Origin of the sequence: Pseudomonas avellanae BPIC 631, from assembly GCF_000444135.1 — a bacterium.
In the GTDB taxonomy this organism is placed as follows: Bacteria; Pseudomonadota; Gammaproteobacteria; order Pseudomonadales; family Pseudomonadaceae; genus Aquipseudomonas; species Aquipseudomonas avellanae.
Map to the genome: position 1 here is coordinate 1 of NZ_ATDK01000581.1, position 14286 is coordinate 14286.

General features: G+C 59.9%; 14 protein-coding genes and 1 pseudogene. 8 read left to right on the forward strand and 7 right to left on the reverse strand.

What is annotated here, in order from left to right:
* Nucleotides 1-256: 256 nt before the first annotated feature.
* A complete protein-coding gene (locus tag DW49_RS0127290; protein WP_024420028.1) occupies nt 257-751 on the forward strand; it encodes a CesT family type III secretion system chaperone in 495 nt (164 codons plus the stop codon).
* 160 nt (nt 752-911) lie between these two features.
* Nucleotides 912-1643 carry a hypothetical protein gene (locus DW49_RS0127295; protein WP_024420027.1) on the forward strand — a complete coding sequence of 244 codons (732 nt, stop codon included), beginning with the start codon at nt 912-914 and terminating at the stop codon, nt 1641-1643.
* 121 nt (nt 1644-1764) lie between these two features.
* Here the strand turns inward: DW49_RS0127295 and DW49_RS01000000128970 are convergent.
* A pseudogene (locus DW49_RS01000000128970) lies at nt 1765-2482 on the reverse strand (pirin family protein).
* Nucleotides 2483-2670: 188 nt separating this feature from the next.
* On the opposite strand from DW49_RS01000000128970, the gene DW49_RS0127305 reads away from it, so the two are divergent.
* A complete protein-coding gene (locus DW49_RS0127305; RefSeq protein ID WP_005616563.1) occupies nt 2671-3579 on the forward strand; it encodes a LysR family transcriptional regulator in 909 nt (302 codons plus the stop codon).
* Between the two features lie 15 nt (nt 3580-3594).
* Here the strand turns inward: DW49_RS0127305 and DW49_RS0127310 are convergent, their stop codons facing one another.
* The 4 genes from DW49_RS0127310 to DW49_RS0127325 all read right to left on the reverse strand — a co-directional run bounded on the left by DW49_RS0127310 (nt 3595) and on the right by DW49_RS0127325 (nt 8190).
* Nucleotides 3595-4785: an acyl-CoA dehydrogenase family protein gene (locus DW49_RS0127310; RefSeq protein WP_005616564.1), complete on the reverse strand. Its 1191-nt coding sequence runs from the start codon at nt 4783-4785 to the stop codon at nt 3595-3597.
* A gap of 32 nt (nt 4786-4817) precedes the next feature.
* Entirely contained in the window at nt 4818-5807 is a 990-nt protein-coding gene (locus tag DW49_RS0127315) for an ABC transporter substrate-binding protein (RefSeq protein WP_005616565.1), read from the reverse strand.
* 188 nt (nt 5808-5995) lie between these two features.
* Nucleotides 5996-7579: a rhodanese homology domain-containing protein gene (locus tag DW49_RS0127320; protein ID WP_024420024.1), complete on the reverse strand. Its 1584-nt coding sequence runs from the start codon at nt 7577-7579 to the stop codon at nt 5996-5998.
* Nucleotides 7576-8190, reverse strand: a complete 615-nt coding sequence (locus DW49_RS0127325) for a cysteine dioxygenase family protein (RefSeq protein ID WP_005616569.1) — start codon at nt 8188-8190, stop codon at nt 7576-7578. The genes DW49_RS0127320 and DW49_RS0127325 overlap by 4 nt, the downstream gene beginning before the upstream one ends.
* Before the next feature lie 219 nt (nt 8191-8409).
* Between DW49_RS0127325 and DW49_RS0127330 the strand changes: the two genes are divergently transcribed.
* Nucleotides 8410-9315, forward strand: a complete 906-nt coding sequence (locus DW49_RS0127330) for a LysR family transcriptional regulator (protein WP_003383390.1) — start codon at nt 8410-8412, stop codon at nt 9313-9315.
* A 61-nt stretch (nt 9316-9376) separates the two neighbouring features.
* Here DW49_RS0127330 and DW49_RS0127335 read toward each other — a convergent pair whose 3' ends face one another.
* Nucleotides 9377-10465, reverse strand: coding sequence for an LLM class flavin-dependent oxidoreductase (locus DW49_RS0127335; RefSeq protein WP_024420022.1), 1089 nt, complete (start codon nt 10463-10465; stop codon nt 9377-9379).
* Nucleotides 10466-10723: 258 nt separating this feature from the next.
* On the opposite strand from DW49_RS0127335, the gene DW49_RS0127340 reads away from it, so the two are divergent.
* The 4 genes from DW49_RS0127340 (at nt 10724) to DW49_RS0127355 (ending at nt 13664) form a co-directional block, all read left to right on the forward strand.
* On the forward strand, nt 10724-11581 hold the full coding sequence (locus DW49_RS0127340) for an ABC transporter permease (protein ID WP_003383392.1): 858 nt from the start codon (nt 10724-10726) through the stop codon (nt 11579-11581).
* Between the two features lie 2 nt (nt 11582-11583).
* Complete coding sequence (locus DW49_RS0127345; protein ID WP_005616571.1) at nt 11584-12396, forward strand: ABC transporter ATP-binding protein; 813 nt, start codon at nt 11584-11586, stop codon at nt 12394-12396.
* Between the two features lie 51 nt (nt 12397-12447).
* Nucleotides 12448-12750 carry an Rdx family protein gene (locus tag DW49_RS0127350; RefSeq protein WP_003383394.1) on the forward strand — a complete coding sequence of 101 codons (303 nt, stop codon included), beginning with the start codon at nt 12448-12450 and terminating at the stop codon, nt 12748-12750.
* Nucleotides 12751-12842: 92 nt separating this feature from the next.
* Nucleotides 12843-13664, forward strand: coding sequence for a UDP-2,3-diacylglucosamine diphosphatase (locus DW49_RS0127355; protein ID WP_003383395.1), 822 nt, complete (start codon nt 12843-12845; stop codon nt 13662-13664).
* A gap of 15 nt (nt 13665-13679) precedes the next feature.
* On the opposite strand, the gene DW49_RS0127360 is transcribed toward DW49_RS0127355, so the two are convergent.
* Nucleotides 13680-13991 carry an Mpo1-like protein gene (locus tag DW49_RS0127360; RefSeq protein WP_005616573.1) on the reverse strand — a complete coding sequence of 104 codons (312 nt, stop codon included), beginning with the start codon at nt 13989-13991 and terminating at the stop codon, nt 13680-13682.
* Nucleotides 13992-14286: the final 295 nt, after the last annotated feature.

Genomic DNA, 14286 nt, shown 5'->3' on the forward strand with positions numbered 1-14286 from the left:
AGTCTCGTTTCCCGCTCCATATTTAAAAAAACGCCGCTCAACAGAGCGGCGTTTTTTTCTTTTTTTGAGCTCCCCTGCTTAAATGCCAGCTTCCTGGCAGCCACAACCAGCGCTCCCATTAACCATGTCTTTCATGGAACTCATTTTTTGCCAATGCCACTCACCAGGCTAAGCGTCATGAAACTGTGTGCTGACCCTGTCTAGGGATAGCCCGATGTAGCGCCCCAAATAAGAGGGGTTATGGTGAGGTTGCATTATGGTTAGCCGAGACTCTGCAAAGGTTATGGATCCTGTATTTCAGATAGCCATCGCCGATCTGCTGAAAAAATATCAAATCAACGTCTCCCCAACAGATACCCAGGGTCGGGACGTTTTTATTTTGTCCATTGAAAATCTGGACATCTATCTTATGGGCAATCCGCGGGGTTATCTGAATATTGCCTGTAAGGCAGGACGCCTCTCGGAAGATGTTGGCGATGAAGCCTATGTGGCTTTATTGTCGGCAAATCTTTTCGGTCTTGAGCATCCGGTGCTTAGCGTGGGCGTCGCTCCGGAAACAAGGGAAGTGTTGCTTTCTACACGCCAACCTTTGTCGGAACTGGATTCTGCCGGGATATTCAGGCTGGTCGATAGTGTCATCGAGCATGCTCAGGCGTTAGGTGATTGGCTGAAATCTTCGCCCGGCAAGCGTTCTGTGCCATTTGCGAGACCCCCCGCATCACTTGGGCCGCATCCATCCATCAAGTTATGAGGTGCTGAAAATGTTTCGTTGCTTCGCAGGACCCTCAGGCACCAGCTCGACCAACAACTATCGCTCCTTGTCAGATGCCCATGACTCACGCCTTGAAGCACTGCCTGCGGGAAGGCGCAATGGTCAGGTAATACAGGTATCTACCACCACCTTCGATAGGATGGTTCTGGCGCACAAGATCTTGCTGAGGACCGCCCATGAAACCTTTCCGGATGGTCCGGGGAATCAGGAAGCCAATGTGTGGATGAGTGGTGGGCGAAGCTGGATGCGTAAGGAACTGTGCCGCACTCGTGTTGACGAGCACGCAAGCCAGGACCAGCAGATCAAAGGCATCAAGGAGACCGGTGGCGGTAATTGCGGTGAGTACGCGACTACGGTATTTGCCGAGCTCCAGCGCACCCAGCGCAACACGCCAGTGTTGAAAGTGTTGGAGTCGTACGCGCACAGCCTCGTGATTGTCGGCGACTGGCGAGACCACAATACTGGCGACCATGCGATAGTAGTTGATCCTTGGCAGGGTTTGAAAAAGGTTCATACGTACGGTGAGAGAAGTGTTACTGCGACTCCCTTAGTCACTGCAACCGCGCTGGAAGGCGCTCCTGAAGGGTCGGGCAAGCTCAAAGCTGCATTTGCCTTAAAGCCCGCTGCTAGAGAAGAGGTGGATGCTGTAATAAGAGCAAAGACGGGTTCAAGCTCTAGCGGCCCTTGGTTCGCTCGTTCGGTAATTCGAGAAAACAAGGCAGTCATGTTCGATCAGGTCGCAGGAACGCAAAACCTGCACACGGTCTATCGTGATCCATCCGGGAGGGAGTCGGCTTTTAACAGCCTCCCGTCTTCTTACCTTGAAAGCTACCTGGATGCCCGGGACGCTATCGTAAAAAATTATGCCTGAGTGAGGTCCGAAGGCAGTCAACTCGCCTTGTATCCGGAACAATAATGCCAATCGCTCGCGGCCCGTTCAGGGCTGCGAGCAAATTGCAGTTCTACAGGACCGTGGAGCCAATCAATATGCATCAAGGCATCTGCGGCGTTTCATTGGGACGCATGTCAAACACCAGCACTTCTGCGTCCACCCCGTCTTTCAGGCTGATCAACTGTTCGCTGCGCACGCGCACACCGTCCCCTTCACCCAGTTGCTGCCCATTCAGTACCACGCTGCCGCGGGCGACGTGCACGTAGGCGTAGCGGTTGGCTGCCAGTTCCAGCGTTGCGGTTTCATCACCCTCGAACAGGCCGGCGTACGCGCGGGCGTCCTGACGAACCTTCAGCGAACCGTCTTCGCCTTCAGGCGAGATAATCAGTTGCAGGCGACCGCGTTTCTGCTCAGCGCTGAAATGCTCCTGCTGGTAATTCGGCGTGGCGCCTGCAACGTTGGGTACGATCCAGATTTGCAGGAAATGCACACCTTCGGTCTGCGAGTGATTGAACTCACTGTGTGCCACGCCGCTGCCGGCACTCATCAATTGCACGTCGCCGGGGCGAATCACCGAGCCGGTACCCAGCGTGTCTTTGTGCTCCAGCGCGCCTTCCAGTACGTAGGAAAAGATCTCCATGTCGCGGTGGCTGGCCGAAGCCTTTACCGGCGGTTACGCGGTCGTCATTGATCACCAGCAGATCGGAAAAACCCTGTTCCTGCGCGTTGCGGTAGCTGGCAAAGGAAAAGGTATGAAAGGATTTCAACCAGCCATGATCAGCTGCGCCACGATCGGAAGCTTTGCGAAGAGTCAGCATGATTCTTTCTCCATCCGTTTATCGACGCTGCACATTCAGCAATCGACCCAGTGAGACGAAGGTTACGGGTTATCGACTGTCGCAATAAGTAGCTGAAATATGAATGACTGTCTCGCTGTGGTTGACAGTGCCGCGCGGCACGTTACGCTCTGTCGAACAGCATTCAGCGTTCATTCAGGCCTTGATACATGAACCCTTTTGAAGACATGCGTATTTTCTGTCAGGTCATGGAATCCGGGAGCTTCACGGCGGCGTCCGACAAGCTGGGCCTGTCCAAGCAATTCGTCAGCCGCCGTCTGATGCAGCTGGAAGAGCGTCTCGGCGTGCGCCTGCTCAACCGCTCGACGCGGCGTCTGGATGTCACGCCGCTGGGCCAGAGCTACTATGAATCGGCCCTGCGTCTGCTGGCCGAAGTCGAACAGGTCGAGCAGGGCATCACCGGCCAGAACAGCGAGCCGCGCGGTACGTTGCGCCTGAGTGCGCCATTGTCGTTTGCCGTGGCGCATCTGGGGTGTCTGCTGCCGGTGTTTTTGCAGCGCTACCGTGATGTGGCGGTGGAAGTGGACCTGAGCGACCGGCCGGTGGATGTGATCAGCGAAGGCTACGATCTGGTGCTGCGCATCGGTGTGCTGGAAGATTCCAGCCTGATTGCCCGGCGCATCGCCTCGATTGATCGGGTCTACTGCGCCAGCCCCACCTACCTGGCCGAGCGGGGTACGCCGCAAAAACCTGAAGACCTGCACAGCCATGAGTGCCTGCCGTATGGCCACAGCCGTCATGTGCAGTGGCGTTTTCAGGGCACTGGCAAGCCGGTCAGCCTGAACGTCAGCGGCAGGATGCGGGCCAACAACGGCGAGTTGCTCAAGGACGCTGCCCTGGCGGGGCTGGGTATCACCTATTTGCCGACGTTCATCGTTGGCGATGCGTTGCGCGCTGGCAGTCTGGTTCGTGTACTGGATGAACTGCGCCCCGAGCCGTTGACCCTGTCAGCCGTTTATCCACAGCACCGTCAGGCCTCGCGTCCGGTGCAGGCGTTTATCGAGTTTCTGCGTGAGCGACTGGACTCGACGATCGAATCAGGTGATCAGCAGGGCTGATCGGTACGCCCCCAATCATCCTTCACTGCGCTTGGCAAAAGCCGCCTTGCCCACGCCTATCAACACGGCGTCGTTCTGCGGCGTATGCACGCGGCCGCACAGCACGTTGCGGTAATGGCGTTGCAGCGGGTTAGTGCGTGAAAGCCCGGGGTTGCCCGAGGCCTCGATGGCCAGTTCCACTGCGCGGATGGCATTGCCGGTCACCAGGTATTTGATCTGCGCGGCATGCTGTGCGGGCGTGTGCCCTTGGGCGGCGGATTCCAGCAGGCTGCGGTTGGCGAACAGCAGCGTGTCGATCTGCCCGACTGTTTCCTGAAAGCGCGGCAGGGTCGACAGCGCCGCGCCCAGGTTGGACGGCGTGCGCTGTTCCAGCCAGTGCACCAGCCAGTCGCGGGCGGATTGAGCGATGCCATCGTAGACCGACGACAGCAGCACCGACATCCACAGCATGCCGGCACCATCAAGTTCGGATTGCGGGGCGCTCCACGGGCTGACGCTGACCGCGTGTTCGAGCGGCACCCGCACGTTGTCGAACCTGACCTCGTGGCTGCTGGTGGCGCGCATGCCCAGATGGTCCCAGTCCTCGATGATGCTGATGCCGGGCGTGTCCTTGTGCACTAGCCAGCTGCCGACCAGCGGGTCTTCGTCATCGCTGCGCGCCCACACGGCGAACCAGGTCAGGCCATGGCTGCCGGTGGAGTAGATCTTGCTGCCGCTGATGCGCCAGCCATCGGCGCTGCGCCGGGCGATGGTGCCCGGCAGGCCGCCACGCGCAGGTGTGCCCAGATCGGGCTCGACGCGCAGCGCGTTGATCAGCGCGCCCTCGTGCACGGCGTCTTTGGCCACCTGCTCGCGCAGGTGGCTCGGCCAGTTGCGGTTGTCCTGCAGCCTGGAATGCTGCAGGTACTGCATGACCAGAATCAGCGCTGTCGAAGGCTCGCCTCTGGCCACTGCGCTGATGACCTGCTGCGCCCGCGACAGGTCGGCAGCGCCGCCGCCCAGTTCGGCAGGCACGGTCAGGCCAAGCAGGCCGTGGCTGTGCAGCAAGCGGAAGTTGGCGTGAGGGAACTGCGCGCTGATGTCGTACTGCTCGGCGGTCTCGGCCAGCGTGCGGGTCAGGTCAGCCAGCCGCTGGGTGAAAGCTTCGGCTGACTCGGGCGATTCAGACTGCTGGCGCGGGGTAGGGCGCAGGGTTGAAAGTGTCATGCGGGGTCCTTTTCGCAGCGGTTATGCAGCGGTTATCGAGCGGCGGCCTGAGCAATCTCTGCGCGCGACGCGTTGAAGCGCTTGTCGAAACCTGTTGAAATATCGATTTTCTTCGTCAGGATGCCTTCAGCCAGATAGGTGTCAGCGGTGTTTTGCAGGCCCTGAATGATCTGGTCGTCAATCGGCGTGCGCTGCATCTTCGTCGCGTTGGCCACTGCCAGATGCACCGCCAGCGGCAGGCCGGTAACCTTCGCTTGAGCGGCTGCGTATTCTTCTGGATGGGCGTTGGACCAATTGAAGGCGCGCTCGACCCTGGCCACAAAATCGTCCAGTTGGGCGCGTTTGCCTTCGATGGCCTTGCTGGTCGCTGCCAGGTACAGGTGATTACTCAGCAGTTCGCTGCCACTGACCAATACGCGTGCGTCGCTCTGGGTGATGGAGATCGTGGTGTAAGGGTCCCAGGTGGCCCAGGCATCGGCGTCGCCGCTGTCCAGCAGCAGGCGTGATTCGCTGGGCAGCATATTGATGAAGGTCACGTCGCTGGTTTTCAGACCCGCTTCGTGCAGGGCGCGAATCGCCAGGTAATGGCCGATGGAGCCGCGCCCGGTGACGATACGTTTGCCCTTGAGATCGGCCATGGTCTTGATCGGCGAGTCTTTCGGCACCAGCACCGCCGTGGTGAAACGGCCCTGAGCGTGGGTGATGCTGACCACTTTCAGCGGCGCACCGGCGCCGAGTGCGAACACATACGGCGCATCGCCCAAGGCCCCTATGTCCACCGCGCCAGCATTCAGCGCCTCACCCAGCGGTGCGGCGGAAGGAAACTCCGAAAACTGAATCTCGTAAGGCACATCCTTGAGCTCGCCGGAGACGTTCAGCAGTGTTTTCAGCAGCGACTTCTGATTGACCACCCGCAACGGCGCCTGATCGGCAGCCACCACCTGCTGACCCGCCAGCACACTGAGCAACGTGGCCAGCAGCAGGCTTTTGAGGGATAGAGGTGATTTGAAAAAAGGCAGCATTGAGGTGTTTCTCCATTGAGTTGGTTGGTCGGCCGTGACCCTTATCGTTCCTTACGCTCCAGCGTGGGAATGCCTTGGGTGACGCTCAGCGTCACAAATCTGCGCCGCACCGCAGGTTCACGGCTGGACGCGGAGCGTCCAGACATGCATGCCAACGCGGAGCATTGGCACGATAGTCATTCAAACGTTCAAATCACATAAAACCCATGTGTCCCGTCCCGACCCAACTGGTCCACCAGGCCATATTCCCAGTCCAGATACGCCTGCATGGCTTCGCGCGGGGCATCGGTGCCTTCGTAAGGGCGGCGGTAGCGGTCGATGCGGGGCGAAGCCAGTCGGCTTTCGCCGTGCTCCAGCGGCAAGCCGGCCTTGATCCAGCTGGCGGTGCCGCCTTCGAGCAAAAACACCGGCTTGTCGGTCAGTGCCTCAAGGTCGGCGACCGCAAAGCGCGCCAGGCGGCTGCTGCCGCAGGTCAACACATAGCGGTCAGCGGCAGGCAGGTTGCCCAGCGCCCGCTTGAGGTCGGCACGCAGGGTCCACCAGGCACCGGGAATGTGCTGTTTGACGTAATTGGCGCTGGCGGTGAAATCCAGCACCGCCACCTTGACCTGTGACTGCCACAACACAAGCGTCTCGACGCTGATCGCCTCGACCTGCGGCGGGGGCGGGAAGGGCGCGTCCCAGTCGCCCTGTTCGTTGAATTCTGCGGCCTGTAGATCATCGATAACCGACACATCCCAGCCCAGTTGCGCCAGCCAGGAGGCGGACATGTTGGCGCGTACGCCGTCATCGTCCACCAGCGCGATCCGAGCGCCGCGCACGCTGGCGAAATGGTCGGTTTCCTGCACCAGTTGCCCGCCCGGTGTCGAGCGCGCACCGGGCAGATGGCCTTTGGCAAATTCTTCCGGGGTGCGTACATCGAACAGGTAAGTGGTGCGCGAAGTCTCGTCTTGCCAGCGTTGCAGGTCAGCGCGGCTGGCGCGTTTGACACGGGCCCGGTCAGCGACCTTGCGCGCATCGGCACTGGCGGTTTCGCGGGTGTCTTCACTGACCGCTGCAAAACGCCGGTTCTGGCCATGATCAAGTGTCTGCCCGGCCAGCAGCCAGCCAATCGTGCCGTTGCGCAGCGCATTGATCTGATTGGGCAGGCCAGCGTTGACCAGCGACTGAGTGCCGATGATGCTGCGCGTGCGACCGGCGCAATTGACGATGATCCGCGTGTTCGGGTCCGGTGCCAGCTCCCGCGCCCGCAACACCAGTTCGGCCCCCGGCACACTGATGCCACCGGGGATGCTCATGGTCTGGTATTCGTCGTAACGCCGCGCATCCAGCACCACCACATCGGCGCTGCTGTCGAGCAGGGCTTTGACTTCTTCGGCGGCCAGCGATGGCGTGGCGCGATGATGCTCCACCAGTTCGCCGAACGCCTTGCTCGGCACATTCACATCAATGAACAGCTCGCCGCCAGCCTCACGCCAGCCCTGCAAACCGCCGTCGAGCAGTTGCACATCGCTGTAGCCGAGCGCTTGCAGGCGTTGCAGCGCAATGTGCGCCAGGCCTTCGCCGTTGTCATAGAAGGTGACAGCCGTATCACGACGTGGAATCCGCGAAAAAACCTCCAGCTCCAGTTTCGACAGCGGTATGTTCACGGCAAACAGCGGATGAGCCTCGGCAAACGGTGCTTCTTCACGGACGTCTACCAAGGCCAGTTCCTGACGGTCCAGCAACGCCTGACGAACGTCGGCAAAAGATCGGGTGACGGTTGTGGTCATCGGGTGTAACTCCCTGTTGGCGGGTCCTGGTGGGCACGTGTGATAGCGGCGGCGTTGGAATAGCCGGAAATGAACAGTTCTTCGCTGCCGTCCAGGTCATAGACGGCGCGTTTCACGGTGCCGATATCGGCGCCATACACATGAATGCTGATCGACACCTGATCATCAAAGGCATTGCTGACCTGATGGACATCGTTGCTGTGTGGCGACAGCGCTTCGACCTGGCCGGGCTGCAGACGAATCGACGGGCCGTTGGTCTCGAAACGTCCTTTGGTATTGCGCACATAGCCCTGTGAATGCTCGGCGCCACGCAACATGCCGATCAGCCCCCAGACGCGGTGGTCGTGAATCGGCGTGCGTTGCCCCGGTCCCCAGACAAAACTGACCACCGAAAAGCGTTGCTGCGGATCGGCATGCAACAGAAATTGCTGATAGCGGGCGGGGTCGGGCTGGGTGAACTCGTCTGCCAGCCAGTCATCATGGCTGACCAGTTGCGCCAGCAGCTTGCCGCCGCGACGTAACAGATCGCCTTCGTGCGGCTCGCTGCCAATCAGCTCGGCCAGCGCATCGATAAAGGCCCCGAGTCGTTCCGGGTGTCGGTTCTGAGTCATGTCCATTTCCAGATCAGGGTCAGGGAATGGTTTGATATAAGCATAATATGTATATTTAATATGCTATTTTTTAATGATTAGGTTATAACGAAAACGTCTTTTACTTCTTTCTCAAAAGGCGCGAAATCTAGCACCGGTGGGTCAGACGGGCTATGAATGAACGCCTGCCGGGACTATGTTTTTTGCCTATGTTTCTACTCCTTTTTATGTGCGGTCCGAATGAAAATTGATGATATCGATGCGTTCGTTGCAGTCATCCGCTGTCAGTCGATCAGCCACGCAGCTGAATCGCTGGATCTGACTCAGCCGGCCATCACGCGCCGGGTGCAGAATTTCGAGCAGGCGCTGGGGGTCGAGCTGTTCGACCGCAATACCAAGCCGCTCAAGCCGACGCCGATGGGTATTCAGGTCTACCAGAAGTGCCTGGCCATCCTGCGCGAGATGGATTCGCTGCGCGAGCTGGTGGCCAGCGACACACCGCCCAGCGGCCTGCTGCGGCTGGGCGTGCCGCAAACCATCGGCGACGTGGTGCTGCTCGATGCGCTCAAGCAATTGCGTGGCGAGTTCCCGGACTTGCGCGCACAGGTCAGCACCGGCTGGGGCAGCCACCTGATCGGCAAGATCGAAAACGGCGAGCTGGATGCTGCTGCGGCGCTGTTTCCGGCAGGCAAGATATTCCCGGACAACATCGTCGGTCAGTCCATCGGCAAGATGGAGCTGGTGGTGGTCTGCGCCAAAGGCTCGGTGCCGAAAAAGCTCGGCAAGCTGGCAGATTGTTACGAGCAGGGCTGGGTGCTCAACCCCGATGGCTGCGGTTTTCGTGCAGGTTTGCAGCGGACGTTGACCGATCAGGGCCTGAGCATGAAGGTCAATCTGGAAACCTTCGGCACCGAGCTGCAACTCGGGCTGGTGGCCGATGGCATGGGGCTGGGCCTGGTACCAAGACCGTTGCTGGAACGCAGCGCCCACCGCGAACAATTGGTGGTGTTGCCGCTCAAGGACTTCAAACCGGTAATGGACCTGTGGCTGTTTTACCCGCGTTTTCTCGGCAACCTGCAGGCGCCGGTCGAGGCTTTTGGCGCGCTGGTGGCGCGCTCCCTCAAACCCGTTTCAGCCGCCGCCTGAACACGTCATTGCGGGCAGGCAGACTTCAATCGTACGTCTGGCCTGTCCGCAGGGCGTTGAATCAGGCGACTTGTTCGCGAGCCTGCTGTTCACGCTGAGCGACCAACTGGCGAGTCAGCGGGATCAGCTTTTTGCCGTAATCGATGGCATCTTCCAGCGGGTCGAAGCCGCGAATCAGGAAGGTGGTTATCCCAAGATCGTAGTAATCGAGCAGCGCTTCAGCGACCTGCTCCGGGGTGCCGACCAGCGACGTGGAGTTACCCTGCGCGCCGAGCAGGCCGGCAATGCCCGTCCACAGGCGCTTGTCCAGACGCGAGCCCTGCGCAGCCGCGGCCAGCAGGCGACGCGAGCCTTCGTTCGGCGGTTCGCGGCGGACAAAGCCGTTGCTGTCTGCCAATGCCTTGGCCTTTTCCAGAATACTGTCAGCGCGTGCCCAGGCCTTCTCTTCTGTTTCAGCCAGAATCGGCCGCAGCGACAGGCTGAAACGAAGGGTGCGGCCGTGTTTGGCTGCTTCGGCGCGGACCTGTTTGACCACGTCGCGCACTTGCTCGTACGTCTCGCCCCACAAGGCATAGACGTCGGCATGCTTGCCGGCGACCGCGATTGCCGCTGCCGAGGAACCGCCAAAGTACAGCGGGATATGCGGCAACTGCGGGGATTTGACCTGCGAGTGCGCACCCTCGAACTGGTAGTAAGTGCCCTGATGGTCAAAGGGCTTGTCACCGGTCCACTCCTGACGCACCACGCTGAGGTATTCGTCGCTGCGCGCGTAACGTTCGTCCTTGCCGATGTAGCTGCCGTCGGCGCGCAGTTCCTTGTCGTCGCCGCCGGTGATGATGTGCACCGCCGTGCGCCCGCCATTGAACACGTCCAGCGTCGCAAACTGTCGGGCCGCCACGGTCGGGGAGATGAACCCAGGGCGATGCGCTACGAGGAATTTCAGCGTGCTGGTCACGCTGGCGGCCTGTGCGGCAACCAGCGTGCTGTCCGGGCTGTTGGAGTGGTACGCGATCAGCGCGCGATCAAAACCTGCGTCTTCATGAGCCTTGGCCACCGTCTTTACGTAGTCGGGCTGGATGGTCGCGCCACTGCGCGGGTGAATTTCAGAACCGGGTTGGGTGGCGATGTAGCCAATGAATTCGATGCTCATGAAAACTCCTGCCAATGGTTGAGGTCCGTTCGACCTTGTCGAGGGGCACCATAAAGGCAAGGGGCAGACGCTGTGAAATTCGATTTTGGTCTAAGTTAATTATAAAAAATATGCATTATATTGTTTGCTCGTAATCAGCTATTTTACGATTAGCTTAGGTCTTAATGGAATTTCACATGATGTTCTTATGCACATAGCATGGTCTTCCTAACTGCATCGGGCGTGTTCCTGTCCGATTCACTGAGGAAGGATGCCTTTATGTCTGAAACAACATTCAACCCCGCCAACTCCGGTTTTCTGGTGGTCAACAAGCCTGAGCTGCCTGGCGCCGCCGAGCACAGTCGCCAGCGCTGGCAGGTGCCGGGGTTTGTCCTGCGCCTGCTCAGCCCGCTGCTGCTGTTGCTGCTGTGGGAGCTGGCCTCGCAAACCGGCCTGCTGCCGGTCCGTGTGATCGCCGCACCGTCGCAGATTGGCGGCACGCTTTGGTCGATGATCGTCTCGGGCGAGCTGGCCGTGCATTTGTGGGTGTCGCTGCAACGCGCATTACTGGGCTTGAGTATCGGCGTGAGCATTGGTGTGGTCGCGGCGCTGTTGACAGGCCTTTCCCGGCGCGGAGAAATTGCCCTCGATTCGCCCATGCAGATGCTGCGCACCATTCCGTCGCTGGCGCTGGTGCCGCTGTTCATTCTCTGGTTCGGGATTGGCGAATTCACCAAGGTCGCGCTGATCGTGATGGGCACCACCTTTCCGGTGTACCTGAACCTGTTTGCCGGTATCCGCAACATCGATCCCAAGCTCATCGAGGCCGCCAACACGCTCGGTCTGAGCCGCCGCGAGCTGATCTGGCACGTCATCCTGCCAGGTTCGCTGCCGTCATTTTTTGTCGGGCTGCGCTATTCGCTGGGTATTTCCTGGCTGGCGCTGGTGTTCGTCGAACAGATCAACACCACGGCCGGCATCGGCTTTCTGGCCAGCGATGCCCGCGATTTCATGCGCACTGATGTGATTGTTATCTGCTTGCTGATCTACAGCGTTCTCGGCCTGGTGATCGACGGCATTATCCGCACGCTGGAGCGCTATGCGCTGGCCTGGCGCCCAACTTTCGTGAGGCATTGAGCATGGCGACTTTCGATCTGCGTAACACGCCATCTGTCACCACCCCGGCTCCGGTGCAACTGCGTAATGTGGTTCGTCAGTTTGGTCAGCAACGGGTGATTGACGGGCTCGATCTGGACATTGCAGCAGGCGAGTTTGTCGCGCTGCTGGGGGCCAGCGGTTCTGGCAAAACCACATTGCTGCGCACACTGGCTGGGCTGGACAGTATCGACAGCGGCGAGCTGCGTGTGCCGGTAGCGCGTGCCGCTGTGTTTCAGGAGCCGCGCCTGATGCCGTGGAAAAGTGCCTGGAAAAACGTGGTGCTCGGCCTGCGCGTCAACGACGCCAAGGCGCGAGCGCACGCGGCATTGACCGAAGTCGGCCTTGCGCATCGGCTGAATGCCTTCCCGGCCACGCTGTCCGGTGGCGAAGCGCAGCGCGTGGCACTGGCGCGCGGGCTGGTCCGCGAGCCGAAACTGTTGCTGCTCGACGAGCCTTTTGCGGCGCTCGATGCCCTGACCCGCATCCGCATGCACCAGTTGATCATCGACCTGTGGCGCAAGCACACCCCGGCGGTGCTGCTGGTGACCCACGATGTCGATGAGGCCATTTTGCTGGCGGATCGGGTCATCGTGCTGGCCGACGGCAAGATCGCTGATGACATTCGCATCGACCTGCCGCGCCAGCGTGACAGCGGGCAGGTCTGTTTTCAGCTGATTCGCAGTCGCCTGCTGGGGTTGCTGGGCGTCAAGGGGCCTGCGCCCGACACTGCGCCGCAAGCGTCGGCCCCGGACTCGACACTCAGCGAACTGCGCCGCGTCGCCAATGCTCGTTGAACCTGTGCGCGGTGCGTATCATGGTCGTCTGAATTTCTGGAGGAGACGTCCATGTCTGCCGAAAAACCTGAAGTCATCATCACCTATTGCATCCAATGCCAGTGGTTGCTGCGCGCGGCCTGGTTGGCCCAGGAGCTGTTAAGCACGTTCAGCGATGATCTGGGCAAGGTTTCCCTGCAGCCGGGCACCGGCGGTGCGTTTCGCATTACCTGCGATGGCGTGCAACTGTGGGAGCGCAAGGCCGACGGCGGCTTTCCCGAGGCCAAGGTGCTCAAGCAGCGGCTGCGCGACCAGATAGACCCGGCCCGTGATTTAGGTCATAACGACCGCACCACGCCCGCCAATCCTCAGTAACCCGGGCGACTGTCACGACATCGCCACGCACGTGTCACATTCGGTTAACCGGCATGCTCCACTCTCTTCAAAACCCTGCCGGAGGTCGCCCCATGACCAGTGCTCAGCTCGCCACACCCAGCCGCAAACAACGCGTGCGGACCTTGTGGATTTCCGACGTTCACCTGGGCACGCGCGACTGCCAGGCCGAGCATTTGTCGGCGTTTCTCAAGCGTTATCAGGCGGACAAGGTGTACCTGGTCGGCGACATCATCGACGGCTGGAAACTGCGCGGCGGCATGTACTGGCCGCAAGCGCACACCAACGTGATTCGGCGCTTGCTGACCATGAGCAAGCGCGGCACCGAAGTGATTTACGTCACCGGCAACCATGACGAGTTCCTGCGTCGTTACTCGAAGCTTATTCTGGGCAACATCCAGTTGGTGGACGAAGCCGAGCACGTAACTGCCGATGGCCGCCGCTTTCTGGTCATCCACGGCGACCAGTTCGATGTGATCACCCGCTACCACCGCTGGCTGGCCTTTCTGGGCGACTCGGCCTACGAATTCACCCTGACCCTCAACCGCTGGCTGAACCACTGGCGCGCCAAATACGGCTACGGCTACTGGTCGCTGTCGGCGTACTTGAAACACAAGGTCAAAAGTGCAGTGAACTTCATCAGCGATTTCGAGGAAGCCATCGCCCACGAATGCGTCAAGCGCGGGCTGGACGGCGTCGTCTGCGGGCACATTCACCACGCGGAGATCCGCCAGGTGGGCGGCGTGGAGTACCTTAATTGCGGCGACTGGGTCGAATCCTGTACCGCACTGATCGAACACCTTGACGGCAACATCGAACTGTTCCGCCTGGCGGACGCGCATGTGAAAGCGGCTCAGCAGGTGGTTCGCGAGCCGGTTAGCGAAACGGTTACGTGATCCAGCGAGTGTCGGTCAGAAGGGCACCTTACCCAGCAACATGTCGCGGTACATAACGAAGTCACCGAGCAAGCTGTAAAACGGATGCTTGAACGTGGCGGGCCGGTTTTTCTCGAAGAAGAAATGCCCCGCCCAGGCAAAACCGTACCCCGCGACCGGCAACAACCACAACAGCCCCCAGCGACCGCTGCCCACACCAAACGCCAGCAGAAAAATAACCAGTGAAGTGCCCACAAAATGCAGACGCCGACTGGTACTGCTGCTGTGCTCGGCAAGGTAGAAAGGATAGAACTCGGCAAAGCTTGAGAAACGCTTGATTGCATCCACGGCGCTTACCCTCGTGTTGGTTCTTGTTGTTATACACAAATTTAGCCGACTGTCGTGCCGATGTGGAGTAGTCAAGTCGTGCTCATGTTTACGACTATCGTGCCAATGCTCCGCGTTGGCATGCAGTTCGTGACGCTCTACGTCACAAATCTCCCGTGCAAAACAATAGCCATACTCGCACCACAGTGTTTTTGATGTGCTTTTCAACCACGATGGTATTGACGACGCAGATTGCGACGTAAGTGACGGCTGAGCCCTGACACTGATCCGGGGGATGCGAGGCAGGACGCCGAGC